This is a genomic window from Avibacterium volantium (assembly GCF_900635775.1).
GTDB lineage: Bacteria > Pseudomonadota > Gammaproteobacteria > Enterobacterales > Pasteurellaceae > Avibacterium > Avibacterium volantium.
The window spans coordinates 560,437-582,760 of record NZ_LR134167.1 but is presented as its reverse complement, the minus strand read 5'-3'; the positions used below and the strand labels follow the sequence as shown (position 1 = coordinate 582,760).

Here is a 22,324-nt window from a genome sequence, read left to right as displayed (position 1 = left end):
TAACCATCATTCTTTTCAAATTATGATAATTTCAGAAAAGCAAAAGAAAACTAAACTTAAAATATAATGAAAAAATTGGAGTAATAAGGAAATTTTATATCTGATGGCAGGGGCGGAGAGGCTCGAACTCCCAACACCCGGTTTTGGAGACCGGTGCTCTACCAATTGAACTACGCCCCTAAATGAAGTGGCGGAACGGACGGGACTCGAACCCGCGACCCCCTGCGTGACAGGCAGGTATTCTAACCAGCTGAACTACCGCTCCGCAAAACTGATAATTGGCAGTGACCTACTCTCACATGGGGATTCCCCACACTACCATCGGCGTTATAGCGTTTCACTTCTAAGTTCGGCATGGAATTAGGTGGATCCGCTACACTATAGCTGCCAAAAAATTTTATTTTGTTAATTTACTTAAATAAAAATAAATTAACAAAATAAAACCTGGCGGTGTCCTACTCTCACATGGGGATTCCCCACACTACCATCGGCGTTACAGCGTTTCACTTCTAAGTTCGGCATGGAATTAGGTGGGTCCACTGCACTAGCGCCGCCAAGATAATTCTTTGTATTCTTTATGTCTTTTCTCTTAGTCGATAACTTCGCTTATTTCTATGCCATTATCCGACTAAGTGTTTTTATTTTTATTCTCACTCTTCCTTCACAATCAAAAACAAGCCAAAACCCTTGAGCGTTGTATAGTTAAGCCTCTCGGGCAATTAGTACTGGTTAGCTCAACGGCTCACACCGCTTACACACCCAGCCTATCTACGTCTTAGTCTCAAACAACCCTTACAGTCTTATAGACTGGGAGAACTCATCTTAAGGCAAGTTTCGTGCTTAGATGCTTTCAGCACTTATCTCTTCCGCATTTAGCTACCCAGCAGTGCCTCTGGCGAGACAACTGGTACACCAGTGATGCGTCCACTCCGGTCCTCTCGTACTAGGAGCAGCCCCTCTCAATTCTCCAACGCCCACGGCAGATAGGGACCGAACTGTCTCACGACGTTCTAAACCCAGCTCGCGTACCACTTTAAATGGCGAACAGCCATACCCTTGGGACCTACTTCAGCCCCAGGATGTGATGAGCCGACATCGAGGTGCCAAACACCGCCGTCGATATGAACTCTTGGGCGGTATCAGCCTGTTATCCCCGGAGTACCTTTTATCCGTTGAGCGATGGCCCTTCCATTCAGAACCACCGGATCACTATGACCTGCTTTCGCACCTGCTCGACTTGTCTGTCTCGCAGTTAAGCTTGCTTATACCATTGCACTAACCTGACGATGTCCGACCGTCATTAGCAAACCTTCGTGCTCCTCCGTTACGCTTTGGGAGGAGACCGCCCCAGTCAAACTACCCACCAGACACTGTCCGAACACCCGTTTCAGGCGCTTCGTTAGAACATCAAACGTTAAAGGGTGGTATTTCAACAACGACTCCACGATAACTGGCGTTACCGCTTCATAGTCTCCCACCTATCCTACACATCAAAATTCAAGGTTCAGTGTCAAGCTATAGTAAAGGTTCACGGGGTCTTTCCGTCTAGCCGCGGGTACACCGCATCTTCACGGCGATTTCAATTTCACTGAGTCTCGGGTGGAGACAGCCTGGCCATCATTATGCCATTCGTGCAGGTCGGAACTTACCCGACAAGGAATTTCGCTACCTTAGGACCGTTATAGTTACGGCCGCCGTTTACTGGGGCTTCGATCAGGAGCTTCTCTTTCGATTACACCATCAATTAACCTTCCAGCACCGGGCAGGCATCACACCCTATACGTCCACTTTCGTGTTTGCAGAGTGCTGTGTTTTTAATAAACAGTTGCAGCCAGCTGGTATCTTCGACTGGTTCATGCTCCATCCGTATAGAACTTCACACTACGCCAGCGCACCTTCTCCCGAAGTTACGGTGCTATTTTGCCTAGTTCCTTCACCCGAGTTCTCTCAAGCGCCTGAGTATTCTCTACCTGACCACCTGTGTCGGTTTTCAGTACGGTTTAGTAAAGCCTTTCGCTTAGTGGCTTTTCCTGGAAGCGTGGTATTGGTTACTTCAGCTCCATAGAGCCTCGTCATCACTTCTCGGTGTTGAATAGAAGACCGGATTTGCCTAGTCTTCCCACCTACCAGCTTAAACACACATATCCAACAGTGTGATAACCTAACCTTCTCCGTCCCCACATCGCAGCTTTACCAAGTACGGGAATATTAACCCGTTTCCCATCGACTACGCTTTTCAGCCTCGCCTTAGGGGCCGACTCACCCTGCCCCGATTAACGTTGGACAGGAACCCTTGGTCTTCCGGCGAACGGGTTTTTCACCCGTTTTATCGTTACTTATGTCAGCATTCGCACTTGTGATACGTCCAGCAATCCTCTCAAATCACCTTCTTCCGCTTACACAACGCTCCCCTACCCAACAGGCGTATCACTAATATCCCTCTTCGATTTTTTGCCATTACACTCAACGTGTTTTTCGCTTTACCCACTTGCTTCGCAAGTGGTTAATCGTTAAGGCGTATTAGTGATACGCCTGATGCCGCAGCTTCGGTACTATATTTTAGCCCCGTTACATCTTCCGCGCAGGCCGACTCGACTAGTGAGCTATTACGCTTTCTTTAAATGGTGGCTGCTTCTAAGCCAACATCCTAGCTGTCTAAGCCTTCCCACTTCGTTTCCCACTTAATATAGATTTTGGGACCTTAGCTGGCGGTCTGGGTTGTTTCCCTCTCCACGACGGACGTTAGCACCCGCCGTGTGTCTCCTGAGTATCACTCTTCGGTATTCGGAGTTTGCATCGGTTTGGTAACCCGGGATGGGCCCCTAGCCGAAACAGTGCTCTACCCCCAAAGGTGTCCGCTCAAGGCTCTACCTAAATAGATTTCGGGGAGAACCAGCTATCTCCCGGTTTGATTGGCCTTTCACCCCCAGCCACAAGTCATCCGCTAATTTTTCAACATTAGTCGGTTCGGTCCTCCAGTTAGTGTTACCCAACCTTCAACCTGCCCATGGCTAGATCACCGGGTTTCGGGTCTATACCTTGCAACTCAACGCCCAGTTAAGACTCGGTTTCCCTTCGGCTCCCTTATTCAGTTAACCTCGCTACAAAATATAAGTCGCTGACCCATTATACAAAAGGTACGCAGTCACCCCATCATTAAGCCCCCTCTGTTTGATTTTTTCGGGTTGGACTTCACTGCGTGAAGTCAACCGCACTTCCAACAAAAGGTGCGCTACTCATCATCGTGCCTTTGGCTTAATGATGGGGCTCCCACTGCTTGTACGTACAGGGTTTCAGGTTCTATTTCACTCCCCTCACCGGGGTTCTTTTCGCCTTTCCTTCACAGTACTGGTTCACTATCGGTCAATCAGGAGTATTTAGCCTTGGAGGATGGTCCCCCCATCTTCAAACAGGATTCCTCGTGTCCCGCCCTACTTGTCGTAAGCTTAGTACCACACGCAATTTTTCAGATACGGGGCTATCACCCTGTGTCGCTTAGCTTCCCAGCTAATTCTCCTAAATCACATGCTATCACTCACTGGCTTCTCCGCTTTCGCTCGCCGCTACTCACAGAATCTCGGTTGATTTCTTTTCCTCGGGGTACTTAGATGTTTCAGTTCTCCCGGTTCGCCTTGTTTACCTATTTTATTCAGTAAACAATGATAGGTTCTTCACCTATCGGGTTTCCCCATTCGGACATCGTGGGTTAAACGCTTCTTATCAACTCACCCACGCTTTTCGCAGATTAGCACGTCCTTCATCGCCTCTGATTGCCAAGGCATCCGCCCTGTACGCTTTCTCACTTAACTATACAACCTCAAGGATTTTTCTCCCTGAAGTCTCTTCATTCTCGTTGAGAACGCTTACTTGCTTTTGTTCAAGTAAGTCTTTTTTACTCAGACTTCTTCAATTTAATAAGAAAATGGTTCTATCACTGTCACCACTTCCTCATTAGCTTGAAAGTCTCTTCAGTTTTCAGCTTGTTTTTACATTGTTAAAGAGCAAATCGCTAAAAAATTAGCTTTAAATGGCGTCCCCTAGGGGATTCGAACCCCTGTTACCGCCGTGAAAGGGCGATGTCCTAGGCCTCTAGACGAAGGGGACTACATATAAAGGTAATCTCACACGACATTGAGTTTCGCTCTCGCTTGTCTAACATCAACCATCACAATCTGTGTGAGCACTCATCTATTCTATTAGGTAAGGAGGTGATCCAACCGCAGGTTCCCCTACGGTTACCTTGTTACGACTTCACCCCAGTCATGAATCATACCGTGGTAAACGCCCCCCTTGCGGTTAAGCTATCTACTTCTGGTACAACCCACTCCCATGGTGTGACGGGCGGTGTGTACAAGGCCCGGGAACGTATTCACCGCGACATTCTGATTCGCGATTACTAGCGATTCCGACTTCATGGAGTCGAGTTGCAGACTCCAATCCGGACTTAGATGCACTTTCTGAGATTCGCTCACCCTCGCAGGCTCGCACCCCTCTGTATGCACCATTGTAGCACGTGTGTAGCCCTACTCGTAAGGGCCATGATGACTTGACGTCATCCCCACCTTCCTCCAGTTTATCACTGGCAGTCTCCTTTGAGTTCCCACCCGAAGTGCTGGCAACAAAGGATAAGGGTTGCGCTCGTTGCGGGACTTAACCCAACATTTCACAACACGAGCTGACGACAGCCATGCAGCACCTGTCTCTAAGCTCCCGAAGGCACTCCCATATCTCTACAGGATTCTTAGGATGTCAAGAGTAGGTAAGGTTCTTCGCGTTGCATCGAATTAAACCACATGCTCCACCGCTTGTGCGGGCCCCCGTCAATTCATTTGAGTTTTAACCTTGCGGCCGTACTCCCCAGGCGGTCGATTTATCACGTTAGCTACGGGCACCAAGCTCTAAGCCCAATCCCCAAATCGACAGCGTTTACAGCGTGGACTACCAGGGTATCTAATCCTGTTTGCTCCCCACGCTTTCGCACATGAGCGTCAGTATCTCCCCAAGGGGCTGCCTTCGCCTTCGGTATTCCTCCACATCTCTACGCATTTCACCGCTACACGTGGAATTCTACCCCTCCCTAGAGTACTCTAGTAACCCAGTCTGAAATGCTATTCCCAAGTTAAGCTCGGGGCTTTCACATCTCACTTAAGCCACCGCCTGCGTGCCCTTTACGCCCAGTTATTCCGATTAACGCTCGCACCCTCCGTATTACCGCGGCTGCTGGCACGGAGTTAGCCGGTGCTTCTTCTGTGGCTAACGTCAAACCGTAGTGCTATTAACACCACTGCCTTCCTCACCACCGAAAGAACTTTACAACCCGAAGGCCTTCTTCATTCACGCGGCATGGCTGCGTCAGGGTTCCCCCCATTGCGCAATATTCCCCACTGCTGCCTCCCGTAGGAGTCTGGGCCGTGTCTCAGTCCCAGTGTGGCTGGCCATCCTCTCAGACCAGCTAGAGATCGCAGGCTTGGTGAGCCTTTACCTCACCAACTACCTAATCCCACTTGGGCTCATCTTATGGCAGGTGGCTAAACGTCCCACCCTTTAATCTTTCGATACTATGCGGTATTAGCCATCGTTTCCAATGGTTATCCCCCTCCATAAGCCAGATTCCCAAGCATTACTCACCCGTCCGCCACTCGTCAGCATTGAAAGCAAGCTTTCAACCCGTTACCGTTCGACTTGCATGTGTTAAGCCTGCCGCCAGCGTTCAATCTGAGCCATGATCAAACTCTTCAGTTTAATCTTTCTCAATTCGTACACTAACAAAGCTCTGTGATTTCATTTAAAATCACTATGAATTTCAGTTAAGCACTAATTGTTCTAAATCTTTTAAATTTTTCCAGAATCAACAAGTGCCCACACAGATTGTCTGATTGATTGTTAAAGAGCAAAAAACAACGACGCGATGTGTATCTTTCAATTTCTACAACGTCGCGTCGTTGTGTGCGGCGTATTATAGGCATCTGAAAAATCTTTGCAACCCCTTTTTGCAAAAAAATGGCGAAAAATCATCTCAACTGATTATTTTAAAATCACACCGCTGAATTATCAAGCAAAGTGCGGTGGAAAATTAGCAAGTTTTCCGCCTATAAACTCTATAAATTTATAAGATACTATTTGGTATCCTTTCCAGATCTCAATTTAGATCCAGCCTTTTGTGCGAAATTCTTTCCATACCTGAATCAGATATGCCATTTCTTCTGGCGTTCCTAGCGTTAAACGGTTGTAATTCGTTAATGGTGGGAAAGCACGACCAACCACAATATTGTATGCTTTCATTCTCTTAGCGTATTCAACACTATCACCTTTGATGCGATGAAAAATGAAATTCGCACTACTTGCCACATAAGTAAGCCCTAATTCATCAAGCGCTTTCATCACCATACGGCGAGATTCATCTGTAACACTGCGGCTTTCTTGCAAAAAGGCGTTATCCGCTAAGGTTGCACGCGCCGCTACTGCCGCAGTTAAGTTGATATTATCAGCACTTAAAAATTGGCGTAAATAATCCATTTCTGATTTCGCTGCCACCATATAACCAATCCGCAAACCGGCTAAGGCATACAATTTAGAAAACGTTCTGGTTACAGCCAAACGTTCAGTGCCTTTACGCGCCCATTCTATCGCACTGGTAAATTGCGGATTGCCTTCTGCATATTCTGCATAAGCCTCATCAATCAACAAGCGATGATTTTCTGGGATATTATCTAACCAAGGAGCTAACTGGCTATTTGGTGTTAGCAATGCCGTTGGGTTATTCGGATTACAAAGATAAATAATGCTAATCCCATCAAATTGATCTGCCTTGGATCGAATTGCATCAAGATCAAATGAGAGATCTGCTTTTAGTGGAACTTTTACCACTGGTACATTGCGGGCTACAGCATAATCTTCATAAATACCAAATGTTGGATCGGGCGCAATCACTTGTACCGCTTGTTTTTTATCATTCGCTTGTTGAATCCAGCCTGAAATCACAGCCTCAATGGCTTCAGAAGAACCATTACCTAATCCTACATTTTCTGTATTAAGATTGAAACACTTAGCAATATCTTCAATCAAGCCTTCACGCTCACTGTCAGGATAGCGGTTGGATAAATTAAGATGATTAATTACAGCTTGACGCGCAGAGGCACTCATTCCCAATGAGTTTTCATTGAAGTTTAACAATAAAGGATGTTCAGCACTTGGTAGCGTGAACGTTGTCTGTGTGGTAATCGGTTGCGTTTCGGCAACCACTTTATGATTGAAAAAACCTGCGGTAACACCTGCTGCGGCAAGTTGTAACATACGACGACGATTGATTTGCATAATTATTCCTTATTTAGTTTTAGTCATTAAATTTCAAAACCACAAAACAAGCACTTTAAACACAATAAATATGCTTATTCTAAGTGAGTTAAATTTGTAACATTTCAGCTAACTTGTCAAGTAACAAAACACTAAATTTAACTTTATATGCACAAAAAATGAATTTTAATTCAACTTAAGAGGTTTTATAGTCGTATGAGAAATGTTTTCTTGTAGGAAAAAAGAAGGAAACTGAAAAAAACATTTTTTGAAACGCCAATATTACAACATAAAATACATTTGTCCCTTTATACAAAGTGCGGTGGAAATTTTTTAAATTTTTCCACCGCACTTTCTTTTAGCTAATTTAGCTGCTTTATCTGCTCTGCAAACACCGCCACTTTTTGCCAATCGGTATATTCAATTTCTTTGCTGGTGTCGGTTTCGCCGCCGGTGATTTTCATAATAAAACGAATCATCATTCGGTCAAACCAGCCATAGCGGGGATACAGCAATGCGCCAGCAAACACCGCTGCACAAGTGGGTTTCCAAGCAATGCGTTGTAGGAATTTCCGCACATAGACATTGGTTTCAGGCGTATTTTTGTCGGCTTTGCGTGCGGTGAGATTAACGCCGAAAAATGCCGTTTGCTTGTGATTTAAAAGTGCGGTGTTTTTTTCAATAAATTTATAGAGCAATTTATTGAAATGCCCGTAACGAATTGAAGCACCGATAATAATGCGATCAAATTCTGCTAAATCAGTAACATTATCGTTAATACTACGCACTTGCGCGCCCAATTTTTCGGCTAGGAATTGGGCGATTTTTTGCGTTTGCCCGTCATAGCTAGAATATAAAATCAAGGTTTTCATTAAGTTCTCCAAAATGCGGGGCTAAATAGGACAAGCAATGAAAAAACTTCTAAGCGCCCTGCTACCATAGCAAAAGAAAAAACATATTTCGCACTATCTGGCACGTTAGCAAAACTAGTGCTAATTATTCCTAAACCAGGGCCAGCATTAGTAATTGCGGCAAAAACAGCGCCGATGGAGTCGAATGCCCCCATTCCACATAAAATAGCAGCAAAGACACAAAGCCAAAATGTTAAGAAAAAAGCAATCAAAAATGCCCAAATGCGTTCAATCACTTGCATAGAAAGTAAATTATCCCCAAGTTTCACTGGTACGACTAAATTCGGGTGAACTAAGGATTTTAATTCTCGTTTAAATTGTAACCACACTACTAAAACACGGATCATTTTTAACCCACCAGAGGTTGAACCAGCACAGCCACCTAATAATCCCGCAAAGACTAACATCATTCCTAAAAATGGTGGTAGTTGATTGAAATCAAATAACGTGTAACCCGAAGTCATCGCCATTGAGGCCGATTGCGCGCTCCCCTGCGCGAAGGCATCAATTAAGGAAAGGTTATCGAAAGAAAGGTATAGCCCAAGGGATAGCACCAAAATAAAGAAGCCTTGCACTAAACAAAAGAAGCGAAATTCGGGATCGTGCCAGTAAGTTTTCCATAGGCTTTGGTGCTTCCAATGGGTTAGCGCGGTGATGTGCAGCCCAAAGTTACAGCCCGCAACAAGCATAAAAAAAGCAGCGAGAAAATAAATAGTTGCATTGTTAAAATAACCTAAATTCGCGTCGTGGGTGGACATTCCGCCATTAGACACGGTAGAGAAACTATGAGAAATCGCGTCAAATAGCGACATTCCCGCGCCCCAATAGGCAATAATACACACAGTGGTCAGCACGCAATATAAAATCCACAACAACTTTGCCACTTCTGCAATTCTGGGAAGATTTTTCTGATCTTTAAGCGGCCCTGAGGATTCAATACGATAAAGCTGACTACCACCAATGCCTAAAATTGGTACGACCGCCACCACTAAGACGATCAATCCCATTCCACCTAACCATTGCAAAAACTGACGATAAAATAAAATGGATTTAGGTAAATTATCTAGCCCCGACATCACCGTTGCGCCCGTGGTAGTGAGTGCTGAAAAGGCTTCAAAGGTGGCATCGGCAAAGCTCATTGTTAATTCATCAAATAATAAGAAAGGGATCACCGCCAATAAACTGAGCAATACCCAGAACGCCACCACAATAAGAAAGCCTTCTCTGGCACGCAATTCCTGTTTATGTTGATGACAGCTCCACCACAACAACGTACCAAAAGAAAAACTGGCAATAAAGGCTTGCATAAAGGCTTTTCCGCCACCATCGCCATAAATCAACTCCACAAAAGCTGGCACGAGCATTGTGGCTGAAAAGCACATCACCAAAATGCCGATAATTCGAAAAATAGATAATATATGCACAATGTTCTCTCTTATTTTATTGCGATGATAGCCAACTGCCCTGCCGAACGCTCGGTTAATTCTCGTTCAAACGCAGCGCGTTTATCAGGACGAATTGCCAACACAAAATGCACTTTTTCTTGGAAATCTTGCGATTCAATCAACACATCTTGCTGCTCGCATAAATGTTGCAGCCAGTTAATTTGGTCATAATCGCAAGTTAAACAAAAATGTTCTCGTTCCACTTTCATTGTGGTTTCGAGCAATTTCAACGCCTGTTGCACGCCATTGCCATAAGCGCGCACTAAACCGCCCGTGCCGAGCAAAATTCCGCCATAATAGCGCACCACCACAGCACTGATCTCACCAATCTGGCTACCCAACAAGGCATTCAGCATTGGTTTGCCCGCCGTGCCTGCAGGTTCGCCGTCATCAGAAAAGCCTAAAGATTGAGAATCCGAAGGCTTACCCGCCACCGCTGCCCAACAATGATGGCGCGCATTAGGGTGCTGGGTACGAATTTCCTGCCAAAAGGCTTTCGCTTGTTCTAAACCTTCCGTATGTTTGAGATAAGTGATAAAACGGCTTTTCTTAATTTCTTCTTCAAAAACCACCGCACTTTGCGGGATTAAATATTCCATAACCCAGACTAACTTTGACCGATATTTAATTGAACGGTATTATACGCACAAAATCACTTCAACGAAAAATAAACAATGAACGAAATTCACATTCACCAACAGTTAGACACCCAAGGACTACGCTGCCCTGAACCCGTAATGCTGGTGCGCAAACAAATTCGCCATATGCAAAAGGGTGAAGTGTTGCTCATTCTTGCCGATGATCCCGCCACCACAAGAGATATTCCGAGTTTTTGTCAATTTATGGATCATCGCTTACTTAAAAGCGAAACAGAAAGCACACCGTTTAAATATTGGGTGCAAAAGGGGCAGTAAAAAGCAAAATAAAAAGGTGCGTTAAACGCACCTTTGTTTTGTCAGAACAATTATAGATAGAATTTATCTACAAAGTTTAATTTGTCATCAAGTTTTAACACTAACGGCTGACCTGTTGGAATTTCAAAATCCATAATATCTTCATCAGAAATGCCGATAATGTGTTTTGCCAAGGCGCGCAATGAGTTACCGTGCGCAGTCACTAATACGCGTTTACCAGATAATAATGCTGGAGCGATTTGATCTTCCCAGAAAGGTAACACACGCTCTAAAGTAACTTTTAAATTTTCGCCATCTGGCACGACATCTTGTGGGAGAAGTGCATAACGACGATCATTATGCGCAGAATGCGGATCATTTGGATCAAGTAATGGTGGTAAAGTATCATAAGAACGGCGCCAAATATGCACTTGTTCTTCACCATATTTCTCTGCGGTAGCTTTTTTATCTAAACCTTGTAACGCACCATAATGACGCTCATTTAAACGCCAGCTTTTCACTTGTGGAATCCAAAGTTGGTTAGATTCTTCTAACACGATGTTACAGGTTTTAATTGCACGAGTTAATACAGAAGTAAAGGCAATATCAAATTCATAGCCCGCATCTAATAATTTTTTACCTGCGGCCTTAGCTTCTTCCACACCACGTTCGGTTAAGTTCACATCGCGCCAGCCAGTAAATAAATTTTTCGCATTCCACTCACTAAAACCGTGACGGATAAACACTAATTCCATAGAAAATCTCCTAATGTTAATGAAAAAATACTGGGCATTTTATAGCAAAAATTTCAATCTTTTAAAAGGAAAAAGCGTTACTTTCCTGATCTTTCGCAAGGATTTGCTAGGTTGTGATTTCTCCCTAAGCGAGGATTTTCAGATTTGTACAAAAATTTTCCGCTGAACATTTAGCGACTTGCGCAAATAATGGTATAGTTATGCACATTTTTAGCCGCCAGTTTTAGTTTCTAATTTTATTAATGAGAGAAAAAACGTTGAAAAAAATCACCGCACTTTTCTTGTTTGCCTGCGCACTGCCTTTCGCCGTGCAAGGCGCGGATCTGTCTGCGATTCAAAAACAGATCAAACAGCAAGAACAGAAAATTGCTGAACAAAAGCGTGAACAAAATAAATTGCAATCCACCCTAAAAAATCAAGAATTGCAAATTAACGGCGTGGTCGGCCAACTGCGCAAAACAGAATCTGACCTGAAAGCAATTCGCAAAATGATGGCGGATACAGATAAACAAATCAAGCACTTAGAAAGACAAGAAAAAAATCAGAAAGAAAAACTGGCTAAACAAATCGATGCAATGTACCGCTCGGGGATTAATCCTTCAATGTTGGAAAAACTGTTTTCCGAAGATGCCCAAAAAGCGGAACGAATGAAGGCTTATTATGATCATATGAACCAAGCTCGCCTTGCATTAATTGAAGATCTGAAACAAACGCAAGCACAGCTTAAGAAAGAAAAAGCCAATATTCAAGATCAGCAAAAAGAGCAACAAAATCAGCTCAATGAGCAAAAAAAGCAACAGCAAAGTTTGCAAAAAGTACAGCGCGAACGCCAATCCACGCTCAATCAGCTAAATAAAAGTTTAGCCAAAGATCAGAATAAATTGGACAGCTTAAAAGCGAACGAAAATGCCTTACGCCAACAAATCCAGCGTGCGGAACAGCAGGCTCGCGAGCAAGAAAAACGTGAACGTGAAGCCTTAGCACAGAAAAAACGCCAAGAGGAACAAAAAAGCCAAAAACCTTACACTCCAACGGCGCAAGAAAAACAGCTTATGGCAAGCAGTTCAGGGCTGGGCAAACCACAAAGACAATATCAATATCCTGTGTCAGGAAAAATTCTTAACCGTTTTGGTTCAACGCAAATGGGCGAGCTTAAATGGAAAGGGATCGTGATTGGCGCAAATGCAGGGGCGTCTGTACGTGCAATTGCCGATGGGCGTGTGATTTTGGCAAGCTGGCTACAAGGTTATGGGCTAATGGTGATCATCAAACACGGTGAAAATGATCTGAGCTTATACGGCTACAACCGCGCCGTATCAGTCAGAGAAGGGCAACTAGTGAAAGCTGGGCAGAAAATTGCCGAAGTGGGATCATCAGGCGGACAATCACGCTCAGGCTTGTATTTTGAAATTCGCCGCAAAGGCGTCGCGGTCAATCCAACAGGTTGGTTGCGATAATGAAAAACTCTAATCAACAACAACACGTGAAAAAACAATTCATAAAGAAACCAAGTGCGGTCAAAAATTTGTTTATTTTTTCCACCGCACTTTGCTTGAGCCTACTCCCCACAATTGCGTTCAGCCAATCGCGTCTTGCCATTGTGATTGATGATGTGGGCTATCGCCCGAAAGAAGATGCCGCCATTTATGCAATGCCGAAAGAAATATCGGTGGCAATTATTCCTTCAGCACCTTACGCCAAACAGCGCAATGATCAGGCAAAACAGCAAAATCGTGATGTTCTTATTCATCTGCCAATGCAGCCTATGGGAAGCCATAAAATTGAAGCTGGCGGGCTAAGCCTTGGAATGTCGCAACAAATTGTGCGAGAAAAAGTGCAAAATGCGAAGAAAACCGTTTCTGCCGCCATTGGCTTAAACAACCATATGGGCAGTGCGGCAACGGCGGATCAAGATTTAATGACAAAGTTAATGATCGCATTGCAAGAACAGCATTTGTTTTTCTTAGATAGCCGAACCATTGGTCGTTCAGTGGCAAGTAAAACCGCAAAGCAACAAGGCGTAAAAGCCCTAGATCGCCATATTTTCTTAGATGATAGCGATGCGTTCGCCGATGTTCAACGCCAATTTCAACAAGCCATTACCTATGCACGCAAACACGGCACTGCGATTGTGATTGGCCACCCACGCAAAAACACCGTTGCTGTGTTACAAAATGGTTTACGCAATCTGCCGAAAGACATTCAATTAGTTAATATGGGCAGCTTATGGCGTGGCGAAAAAGTGGTGCCAATCAAGCCGTTTATTATGCTATTTAACACTACCCCAGCGCCAACTTCCGTTGCACCTTTGCAAGATGTGCCATTATTGCGGGGAATTCCAAGATAAAGGAAATGAAAAGAAGTGGCGGAAGACAATGGGAGTCGAACCCACCCAAGATTGCTGGCAACCTTAACAGGATTTGAAGTCCTGCCGTTTCACCGGAAACGCCTATCTTCCGAAAGTGTGTTCACTTTAAAGGAAATCGGCTGATTATTCAAGGTGTTGCTGGGGAAATTTAATCAATACAACACACTTGATAAGTTAGGGCTGAATTTTCAACAAAAAAACAGTATGATTAAAGCTAATTTTCCTAAAATGGCATAAATGACAGATAGGACAGCACAATGAACAGCCTATTCCAACAACTTCCTTCCATTGATAAATTACTAAAGCAGCCTGAAATTGCGTCTTTGATCGCAGAATTTGGGCGTAGTGCGGTGGTGAAAATTTGCCGCAGTTTGCTTGAAAATGCACGCTCTGAAATAAAAAATACGCAAAAAATACCGCACTTTTTCCACGATAATGCCACCCTGATCGCAGAAATTCAACGACAATTACAAGCCCAGCAGCAAGTGAAAATTCAGCCTGTGCATAACTTAACAGGAACAGTGCTGCATACCAATTTAGGGCGCGCATTGTGGGCGAATGCTGCGCAGCAAGCGGCGTTATTGGCGATGCAAGAGAATGTGGCATTGGAATATGATTTGGCGGAAGGCAAGCGTAGCCATCGAGATAATTATATTAGCGAATTATTATGTGAACTCACGGGGGCGGAAGCCGCTTGCGTGGTGAACAACAATGCAGCGGCGGTATTGCTGATGTTGACCACCTTTGCAGTAGGCAAAGAAGTGGTGATTTCGCGTGGTGAACTCATTGAGATTGGCGGTTCATTCCGTATTCCAGATATTATGCAGCAAGCAGGTTGTAAACTGGCGGAGGTAGGAACAACAAATCGCACCCATTTGGCGGATTATCGCCGTGCGATCAACGAAAATACCGCCTTTTTAATGAAAGTTCATAGCAGCAATTATCAAATTTGTGGCTTTACACATTCTGTCAGCGAAGCGGAATTAGCACAACTTGGCAAGGAAATGAATGTACCTGTGATGACGGATTTAGGCAGCGGTGCGTTAGTCGATCTCAGCCAATATGGCTTACCCGCTGAGCCTACTGTACAGGAAAAATGGCAGCTGGGTGTGGATTTAATCTCATTTTCTGGGGATAAATTACTAGGTGGCCCACAGGCTGGTATTATTGTTGGGAAAAAATATTTTATTGATCAATTACAATCTCACCCGCTAAAGCGGGCATTACGTTGCGATAAAGTGATTTTAGCGGGCTTAGAGGCGACCTTGCGTTTATATCTTCAGCCTGAAAAATTAGCGGAAAAACTCACCAGTTTGCATTTGCTCACGCAGCCTGTGTCGGCATTACGCCAACAGGCGGAAATACTCAAAGCGCGGTTGGAAAATCAGTTAAATTTTGCCTACACAATCCGCGTGGAAGAAAGCCAAGCACAGATTGGCAGCGGCGCGCAGCCTTTAGCGAAAATTCCCTCTGTGGCGGTAACCCTTGAAGAAAAAAACTCGCAAAAATTGACCGCACTTATCCAGCGCTTCAAACAACTTCCCCAACCAATTATTGGTCGCGTGGAACAAAATAAACTTTGGCTCGATTTGCGTAGCCTTGCGAATTTTGAGCGCCTACTAAATAACTTGGAGCAACTATGATTATTGTTACCTCAGGCCACGTTGATCACGGTAAAACCGCGTTACTACGAGCTTTAACAGGCACGAATGCCGATCGCCTACCTGAAGAAAAAAAACGTGGAATGACCATTGATTTGGGTTATGCCTATTTGCCGTTGCAAGAGAAAACGCTCGGTTTTATTGATATCCCCGGCCACGAAAAATTTCTTTCTAATATGCTCGCCGGTTTAGGTGGCGTACATTACGCAATGTTGATTGTGGCGGCAGATGAAGGCATTCAGCCACAAACGGCGGAACATTTAGCCATTTTGCGTTTATTGCATTTTGAGAAAATCATTGTGGTGCTGACGAAAGCGGATAAAGCCAGTGAGTCGCAAATTAATGAAGTAAAACAATCGCTTATTCAGCAATATCCATTCTTGGCAGAAAGCCCATTTTTTATTACTTCCGCCCAAACAGGGCAAGGCATCGCAGAATTACAACATTATTTAGCCAATTTGCCTGAACTGGCGGACCGCAACAAACCTTTCCGCTATGCCATTGACCGAATTTTTACCATTAAAGGGGCTGGAACGGTGGTAACGGGTACGGCTTTCAGTGGACAGGTTGCAATCAATGATGAGCTTTATCTTTCCACTGGACAAAAAGTACGTGTGAAGAATATCCACAGCCAAGATAGCCAAGCTGAGCTTGGTGAAGCGGGACAGCGCTTGGCGTTAAATATTCAAACTGAGGTTTCACGAGAGGCGATTCAGCGTGGGGATTGGCTTTTTTCTCAACCGCCACTCTCGCCAACGGATCGGATTACCATTGAAGTCGAGGCTGCGCAAAACTTGCAAGAAAGCCAAGCAGTACATATTTATCACGCGGCATCTCGCACCACGGGAAAGCTCACATTATTACAAGCTAAGCAGCTTGCCCCGCAACAAAAAGCCTTGGCAGAGCTAATTTCGCAAGAACCGCTATTTTTAACCTATGGCGATAAATTAATTTTACGCACCGGCGATGCAAAATCCTTATTGGCTGGCGGTAAAGTGGTCGAAATCCATTCACCAAAACGTTATAAACGCACCGAAGTGCGGTTGAATTTTTTGCAAAATTTACTAGCATCACAGCATTTCGATCAGCGATTGAGCTATTATTTACAGCATCGTCCTATGCAGCTGTCTGAATTGGCTTGGCTGGAACAAATGGAAGAAACCCAGCTCAACGCCTTGATTGCAGATAATCAGGCGCTGGCTTGGCAAGGTTGGGCGTTTAGCCAAGACTATCAACAAAGGCAATCAGATAAACTCATTGAAACCTTGGCAAATTATCATCAACAACAGCCAGACCAACTGGGATTAAGCAAAGCGCGTTTATATCGCATTGCAGCCATTAATCAGCCAGAAACTTTAATCTATCATTTTATTGAAAATCTTCTGGAGCAAAATAAAATTCAGCAAACGCGCGGCTGGTTACATCTTCCTGAGCATAAAATTCGTTTTACCGCAGAAGAACAAGCCTTATGGCAAAAAGTGCTAGCCCACTTTGAGCAACAACAAGGACAAGCCCTTTGGGTACGCGATCTAGCTAATTTGCTCGATCTTGAAGAAAGCGAAATGCGCAACTTTCTCTACAAAGCAGGCAAATTGGGTTATCTCACCCCTATTGTGCGTGATCGTTTTATGCTCACCGAAACCCTTTATGCTTACGCTCGCTGGATTAAAGCATTTATTCTGCAAAATGAGGAGATTTCCGTTAATCAGCTGCGTGATGAATTGCAATGGGGAAGAAAAATGACGGTGCAATTAATGGAATATTTCGATCGATGCGGATTTCTGCGCCGTAAAGGCAATGTGCATTTATTGCGTGATAGGGATTTGTTTGATTTGTAATTCACGGAAAAAACAAGTGCGGTGGAAAATCTCTAAATTTTTCACTGCACTTTTGTTTGCTAAGAAATCAAAGATGGGCTTTAGTAAAATCGCGCGCTTCTGCGATTAATTCATCGCTTGGACGTTGCTGAGTGTAAAGCACAAATTGCTCCACAGCCTGCAAAGTAAGCACTTCTTCACCTGAAATAATTTGTTTGCCTTGCTCTCGTGCGTATTGAATTAATGGCGTTTCAGCAGGCATTGCCACCACATCAAAAATCACATTTGCTTGGGCGATCATCGGCTCAGGGAAAGCCAAATCAAATTCTTCTTTGCCACCTTGCATTCCGATTGGCGTAACATTAACTAAAATATCCGCTTGCTGATCGTTGAGATCGGCAAGGTATTGATAGCCATATAAATTGGCTAAATACCCCCCTGTTTCGGCATTACGCGCATAAATTTTAAGCTGCGTAAATCCAGCATTTTTGAACGCCGCCACCACTGCTTTTGCCATTCCGCCGCTGCCTTGTACGATCACACTGCTATGTTTATCTAATTGATATTTTTCGATTAATTTTGCAATGGCAATGTAATCAGTATTATACGCAACCAAATGTCCGCCATTATTAACTATGGTATTAACCGATTCAATGGCTTGCGCAGAAGGATCGATTTCGTCCACAAAAGGCATACAACTTTCTTTAAATGGCATTGAAACTGCGCACCCGCGAATGCCAAGAGCGCGAACACCTTTGACAGCATCGCCAATATTATTGGTGGTGAAGGCTTTATAAATGTAATTCAGCCCTAATTTTTGGTACAAATAATTATGAAAATAAGTGCCATTGTTACTCGGTCGCCCTGATAGAGAAATGCAGAGCGTGGTGTCTTTATTAATCATTTTAACCTCTTAAATATTCAAATTTGTATCTTTATCAATAAAGCATTGATTCATTTCAAAAGCTGGCTTAGCGGCTTTGTCTTTGCCGATCGCTTTTGATGGCACGCCTGCTACGGTGGTGTATTCTGGCACAGCTTGCAACACCACAGAATTTGCGCCGATTTTGGCGTAACGGCCAATTTCAATATTGCCGAGAATTTTCGCACCTGCGCCAATCATCACGCCCTCACGCACTTTCGGGTGGCGGTCGCCAGATTCTTTTCCTGTTCCGCCAAGAGTAACGCCTTGCAAAATGGATACATCATTTTCAATCACTGAGGTTTCGCCCACCACAATGCCTGTTGCGTGGTCGAACATAATGCCACAGCCAATTTTTGCCGCAGGGTGAATATCCACATCAAAGGCAACGGAAATTTCATTTTGCAAATAAATGGCCAGCGCCTTGCGGTTACGCTGCCATAAATAATGGGTTATGCGGTAGCTTTGTAAGGCGTGAAAGCCTTTTAAATAAAGCAACGGCGTTGTCCATAATTCCACCGCAGGATCTCGTTGGCGCACCGCACGAATATCGCAAGCGGCGCTGCCGATAATATCAGGCTCAACTTGATAGGCTTCTTCAATAATTTCACGCAGGGCAATGGCTGGCATAATGGGATTGGCTAATTTATTCGCCAAAATATAGCTCAATGCATTGCCAAGATTTTGATGTTTAAGAATGGTGGAATGAAAAAAGCTCGCGAGCATTGGCTCACATTCTGCTAATTCTTTCGCTTCTTGACGGAGTAATTTCCAAACTTCAGCAGGCATTTTATTCTCCTTTGCGCTCACGTCCAAGCAGGCTTAATGCCACATCTTGCGCATTTTTACCGCAGAATAACACTTGGTAAATTTGTTCGGTAATCGGCATTTCTATCTCGTGGCGCTGAGCAAGTAAATAGGCTTCTTTGGTGTTGTAGAACCCTTCCACCACTTGTCCAATTTCAGCCAAGGCTTCTTCGGCATTTTTGCCTTGCCCAAGCATTAAGCCAAAACGGCGGTTGCGCGATTGGTTGTCGGTACAGGTTAGCACCAGATCTCCCAAGCCAGACATTCCCATAAAGGTGTTTGGATTTGCCCCAAGGGCTTCACCTAATCGGCTGATTTCCGCCAAACCACGGGTAATCAAGGCAGTGCGTGCGTTGGCGCCAAAGCCCATACCATCAGACATTCCAGCTCCAATGGCGATCACGTTTTTAATCGCGCCACCAAGTTGAACGCCGATCATATCCTGATTAATATAAACACGGAAATGCTTGCTACAATGAATACGCGCCTGAAACTCTTCCGCGAAAGCCTGATCGTGCGAAGCCAGCGCTATCGCCGTAGGCAATCCTGCCGCCAACTCTTTCGCAAAGGTTGGGCCAGAAAGCACCGCAAGGGGATATTGCGTGCCAAGTTTTTCTTCCACCACTTGTTGCAATAAACGCCCCGTATCACGCTCTAAGCCTTTGGTTGCCCACACAATGCGGTGATGTGGTTGCAAGTGCGGTCGGATTTTTTGTAAAACTTCGCCAAAAACGTGGCTTGGTACAACGATCAATAAATCTCGCGATTTTTGCACCGCACTTGCAAGATCGCTTTCGATTTCAAGCGCACTTGGAAAAGGGATATTCGGTAAAAAGGCTTGGTTGCAACGTTCTTCATTCAAGCGTTGCATATGTGCGGGATCGTGTCCCCAGAGATAAGTCGGCGAACCATTGCGAGAAAAGCTGATGGCCAGTGCCGTGCCGTAAGATCCTGCGCCAATCACAGTAATGGGTGAATTTGAGATGTTGTTGTGCATTAATAATCCCCATAATTAAAATAAAGGTGAATCACACTCACTGTTAATGCTTTGAGTTTAACCTACTTGAATTAGACTGAAAATAGAATTTTTACAGAAGTGAGTTAGTGGCAGGGTGTTACATAAAGTAGTTGGATAGATTACCTTGTCAAATTGTATCCTATAGAATACAATTTAAAAAAGTAGCAACAAGGCTTAACTATAATGAATGAAATTATTCTCACAGATGAATTTAGATTATGGCTTACCAAGCTAAAGAATCCAATCGCCAAAGCGACAATAGCAAGACGAATTAAAAATGCGATTAAAGGAAATTTTGGCGATCATAAACCACTTGCTGGAGCAAATGGTATTTATGAAATGCGAATTGCAACAGGTGCAGGGTATCGAGTTTATTATGTACAGCAGGGCAAGGTCGTTTATGTATTGTTATGCGGTGGCGATAAATCAACACAAAAAAATGATATAGAAAGAGCTAAACAATTATTTAATGTATTACAGAGGGGGGAAAATGAAATCAACAAATATTAATGAAGCAGCAATAGATGCTCTTGGCTTGAAGCCTTTTGATGTGGCTGAATATTTGAATGATGAAGAAACTATTCAAGCATATTTAATGGAAGTGCTAAAAGAAGGTAATCAAGATGAATTTTTAGAAGCCTTAAGCGATGTCGCAAGAGCAAGAGGAATGACGGAGCTGGCTAAACAAACGGGTTTAGGGCGTGAAAGTTTGTATAAAACCCTATCCAAAGGCAGTAAACCGAGATTTGAAACCATACAAAAAATTCTCGCGGCGTTTAATTTGGAACTCGTGCCAACAATTAAAGTGCGGTGATTTTTTATCTGATTATTTTCACATAACCAATCGTACAATATAGCTAACAAATCTCCCCTACCCCCTCTTTACTAAAGAGGGGGATTTCTTGGGACATTATTTACATTTTTATGTGGATAGGTAGAGTGAGGATTCAGCCCATCAAATCAGGTCAGCAAAGGGAATAAATTACATTAAATGATGGGCTAAAGCCCATCCTACGTTTTGTTGTTGTGGGTATATCTTTCAGGCGGACACATCGGTCCGCCACTACATTTTTGCGATGATAAATTCGATGATGCAGAAAAGTGCGGTGGATTTTTCTGGATTTTTGGCTTTATTGTTTTTGCTTGAGATCTTAAATACGAGTTGAGCTGATCCCCCTCTTTAGTAAAGAGGGGTTAGGGGAGATTTGGAAAGCAGAGAAGATTTGGAAATTTATATAAAAAAGTGGGCAGTTCGCCCACTTTTCTGATTAATTCACGGTTTCTGGTTGCTCGCTTTGTGCTTGCTCCGCTTGTTGGCGCTCTAAATATTCCATAAAGAGTGCATCAAAGTTTACTGGAGAAAGATTTAATGGCGGGAATGTGCCGCGGTTTACAAGGCTGGCAATTAATTCACGCGCATAAGGGAAAAGCATATTTGGGCATTGTGAGGTTAAGCAATGAGCAAGTTGAACCCCTTCAAGACCACTCACGGTAAACACGCCTGCTTGTTTTACTTCACAAATAAATGCCACATCACCGCTTTCTTCAAGGGTGGTTTCGGTGGAAATGTTTAAACATACTTCATAAAGATCTTCACCTAATTCAACCACTTCTGTGTTTAAATCGAAAGAAAGTTGTGGCTTCCACTCTTGTTGGAAAATATGTGGAAGATTTGGTGCTTCAAAAGACACATCTTTAATATAGATGCGTTGAATTTGTAATACAGCTTCTGTTGCTTGTGCTTCCGTTGCAACTTCTTGATTTTGCTCAGTCATTTTCTATTCCTCTGTGAGTTATTTATCTTTTTTCACTAATGGCAAATTCGCTGAACGCCAACCTGCAATCCCTTCTTTTAATGCGTACACTTCGCTAAATCCTTGTTTAGCCAAAAGCTCTGCGGACGCGCCAGCTGCCATTCCTGTGGCACAAACCACCACAACAGGCTTGTCTTTATGCTGTTCAATTTTACCAATATTTTGATTTTTAATTTCGCTTGGTAATAAATGAATGCTGTGAATAATATGCCCACGTTCAAATTCATCAAGGGTGCGCACATCGATCACGGTGGCATCTTTATTATTCATTAAACTAACCAATTCCGCATTCTCAATGGTTTTCACTTTGGTGGTGAATGCTTTGAAATAGGTATAAATAACGAGAAAAAATACGGCTATCCAAGAAATAACCATTAATGTGTGATTTTTGGCAAAAGCGGTTGCCATCGGTAGAAATTCTTGCATTTTACTCTCTATGTTTCAGTTCAAAATAAAGGCTTAAGTATAACCGCACTTTATTGATCTTTCAAAGGAAGTCTGTGAAATTCCTGTGTCGTTATTCAATAATTTATTCTAAATCAAGAGATAAACAAAAATAGTTAGCGGAAATATAGCGATAACGACACTTTATTGCTATATTAGCGCCCGATTATAGGGAT

17 protein-coding genes, 4 tRNA genes and 4 rRNA genes are annotated in these 22,324 nt (G+C 43.7%); 7 read left to right on the top strand and 18 right to left on the bottom strand.

Annotated elements, in window-relative coordinates:
- Positions 1-104 precede the first annotated feature (104 nt).
- The 11 genes from ELZ61_RS02850 to ELZ61_RS02800 all read right to left on the bottom strand — a co-directional run bounded on the left by ELZ61_RS02850 (position 105) and on the right by ELZ61_RS02800 (position 10,248).
- A tRNA-Trp gene (locus ELZ61_RS02850) sits at positions 105-180 on the bottom strand.
- Positions 181-188: 8 nt separating this feature from the next.
- Positions 189-265 (bottom strand) — tRNA-Asp (locus ELZ61_RS02845).
- Positions 266-276: 11 nt separating this feature from the next.
- Positions 277-392, bottom strand: a 5S ribosomal RNA gene (gene rrf, locus ELZ61_RS02840).
- Between the two features lie 50 nt (positions 393-442).
- Positions 443-558, bottom strand: a 5S ribosomal RNA gene (gene rrf / locus ELZ61_RS02835).
- Positions 559-698: 140 nt separating this feature from the next.
- Positions 699-3,809 (bottom strand): 23S ribosomal RNA (locus ELZ61_RS02830).
- 219 nt (positions 3,810-4,028) lie between these two features.
- Positions 4,029-4,104, bottom strand: a tRNA-Glu gene (locus ELZ61_RS02825).
- Positions 4,105-4,201: 97 nt separating this feature from the next.
- Positions 4,202-5,742 (bottom strand): 16S ribosomal RNA (locus ELZ61_RS02820).
- The 16S, 23S and 5S rRNA genes sit together here with 3 tRNA genes alongside, the layout of an rRNA operon.
- 402 nt (positions 5,743-6,144) lie before the next feature.
- Positions 6,145-7,314, bottom strand: coding sequence for a pyridoxal phosphate-dependent aminotransferase (locus tag ELZ61_RS02815; RefSeq protein WP_197717466.1), 1,170 nt, complete (start codon positions 7,312-7,314; stop codon positions 6,145-6,147).
- Positions 7,315-7,655: 341 nt separating this feature from the next.
- Positions 7,656-8,165 carry a menaquinone-dependent protoporphyrinogen IX dehydrogenase gene (hemG, locus tag ELZ61_RS02810; protein ID WP_126371279.1) on the bottom strand — a complete coding sequence of 170 codons (510 nt, stop codon included), beginning with the start codon at positions 8,163-8,165 and terminating at the stop codon, positions 7,656-7,658.
- A complete protein-coding gene (locus ELZ61_RS02805; RefSeq protein WP_164550712.1) occupies positions 8,165-9,628 on the bottom strand; it encodes a TrkH family potassium uptake protein in 1,464 nt (487 codons plus the stop codon). The genes hemG and ELZ61_RS02805 overlap by 1 nt, the downstream gene beginning before the upstream one ends.
- Before the next feature lie 11 nt (positions 9,629-9,639).
- Positions 9,640-10,248 (bottom strand): YigZ family protein, encoded by a 609-nt coding sequence (locus ELZ61_RS02800; RefSeq protein ID WP_126371277.1) that lies wholly within the window; start codon positions 10,246-10,248, stop codon positions 9,640-9,642.
- Positions 10,249-10,323: 75 nt separating this feature from the next.
- Between ELZ61_RS02800 and tusA the strand changes: the two genes are divergently transcribed.
- Entirely contained in the window at positions 10,324-10,563 is a 240-nt protein-coding gene (tusA, locus tag ELZ61_RS02795; RefSeq protein WP_126371275.1) for a sulfurtransferase TusA, read from the top strand.
- 50 nt (positions 10,564-10,613) lie between these two features.
- On the opposite strand, the gene ELZ61_RS02790 is transcribed toward tusA, so the two are convergent.
- Positions 10,614-11,297: a 2,3-diphosphoglycerate-dependent phosphoglycerate mutase gene (locus tag ELZ61_RS02790; RefSeq protein ID WP_126371273.1), complete on the bottom strand. Its 684-nt coding sequence runs from the start codon at positions 11,295-11,297 to the stop codon at positions 10,614-10,616.
- Positions 11,298-11,539: 242 nt separating this feature from the next.
- On the opposite strand from ELZ61_RS02790, the gene envC reads away from it, so the two are divergent.
- Positions 11,540-12,754 carry a murein hydrolase activator EnvC gene (gene envC / locus ELZ61_RS02785; protein WP_126371271.1) on the top strand — a complete coding sequence of 405 codons (1,215 nt, stop codon included), beginning with the start codon at positions 11,540-11,542 and terminating at the stop codon, positions 12,752-12,754.
- Positions 12,754-13,644: a divergent polysaccharide deacetylase family protein gene (locus ELZ61_RS02780; protein ID WP_126371269.1), complete on the top strand. Its 891-nt coding sequence runs from the start codon at positions 12,754-12,756 to the stop codon at positions 13,642-13,644. The genes envC and ELZ61_RS02780 overlap by 1 nt, the downstream gene beginning before the upstream one ends.
- A gap of 16 nt (positions 13,645-13,660) precedes the next feature.
- Here ELZ61_RS02780 and ELZ61_RS10660 read toward each other — a convergent pair.
- Positions 13,661-13,755, bottom strand: a tRNA-Sec gene (locus tag ELZ61_RS10660).
- A gap of 167 nt (positions 13,756-13,922) precedes the next feature.
- Between ELZ61_RS10660 and selA the strand changes: the two genes are divergently transcribed.
- Together selA and selB are read left to right on the top strand one after the other, a co-directional pair.
- A complete protein-coding gene (gene selA, locus ELZ61_RS02775) occupies positions 13,923-15,308 on the top strand; it encodes an L-seryl-tRNA(Sec) selenium transferase (protein ID WP_126371267.1) in 1,386 nt (461 codons plus the stop codon).
- Positions 15,305-17,164, top strand: a complete 1,860-nt coding sequence (selB, locus tag ELZ61_RS02770; protein WP_126371265.1) for a selenocysteine-specific translation elongation factor — start codon at positions 15,305-15,307, stop codon at positions 17,162-17,164. The genes selA and selB overlap by 4 nt, the downstream gene beginning before the upstream one ends.
- Before the next feature lie 67 nt (positions 17,165-17,231).
- On the opposite strand, the gene ELZ61_RS02765 is transcribed toward selB, so the two are convergent.
- The 3 genes from ELZ61_RS02765 to gpsA are packed head-to-tail and all read right to left on the bottom strand — an operon-like array spanning position 17,232 to position 19,869.
- Positions 17,232-18,047: a shikimate 5-dehydrogenase gene (locus tag ELZ61_RS02765; RefSeq protein ID WP_126371262.1), complete on the bottom strand. Its 816-nt coding sequence runs from the start codon at positions 18,045-18,047 to the stop codon at positions 17,232-17,234.
- A gap of 9 nt (positions 18,048-18,056) precedes the next feature.
- A complete protein-coding gene (cysE, locus tag ELZ61_RS02760; RefSeq protein ID WP_126371260.1) occupies positions 18,057-18,854 on the bottom strand; it encodes a serine O-acetyltransferase in 798 nt (265 codons plus the stop codon).
- 1 nt (position 18,855) lies between these two features.
- On the bottom strand, positions 18,856-19,869 hold the full coding sequence (gpsA, locus tag ELZ61_RS02755) for an NAD(P)H-dependent glycerol-3-phosphate dehydrogenase (RefSeq protein ID WP_126371258.1): 1,014 nt from the start codon (positions 19,867-19,869) through the stop codon (positions 18,856-18,858).
- Between the two features lie 204 nt (positions 19,870-20,073).
- Between gpsA and ELZ61_RS02750 the strand changes: the two genes are divergently transcribed.
- Together ELZ61_RS02750 and ELZ61_RS02745 are read left to right on the top strand one after the other, a co-directional pair.
- Complete coding sequence (locus ELZ61_RS02750) at positions 20,074-20,400, top strand: type II toxin-antitoxin system RelE/ParE family toxin (RefSeq protein ID WP_126371256.1); 327 nt, start codon at positions 20,074-20,076, stop codon at positions 20,398-20,400.
- Entirely contained in the window at positions 20,381-20,704 is a 324-nt protein-coding gene (locus ELZ61_RS02745) for an addiction module antidote protein (RefSeq protein ID WP_126371254.1), read from the top strand. Before ELZ61_RS02750 ends, ELZ61_RS02745 begins: the two co-directional genes overlap by 20 nt.
- Before the next feature lie 454 nt (positions 20,705-21,158).
- Here the strand turns inward: ELZ61_RS02745 and secB are convergent, their stop codons facing one another.
- Together secB and ELZ61_RS02735 are read right to left on the bottom strand one after the other, a co-directional pair.
- A complete protein-coding gene (secB, locus tag ELZ61_RS02740; RefSeq protein ID WP_103855395.1) occupies positions 21,159-21,665 on the bottom strand; it encodes a protein-export chaperone SecB in 507 nt (168 codons plus the stop codon).
- Between the two features lie 18 nt (positions 21,666-21,683).
- Entirely contained in the window at positions 21,684-22,130 is a 447-nt protein-coding gene (locus ELZ61_RS02735) for a rhodanese-like domain-containing protein (RefSeq protein ID WP_126371252.1), read from the bottom strand.
- Positions 22,131-22,324: the final 194 nt, after the last annotated feature.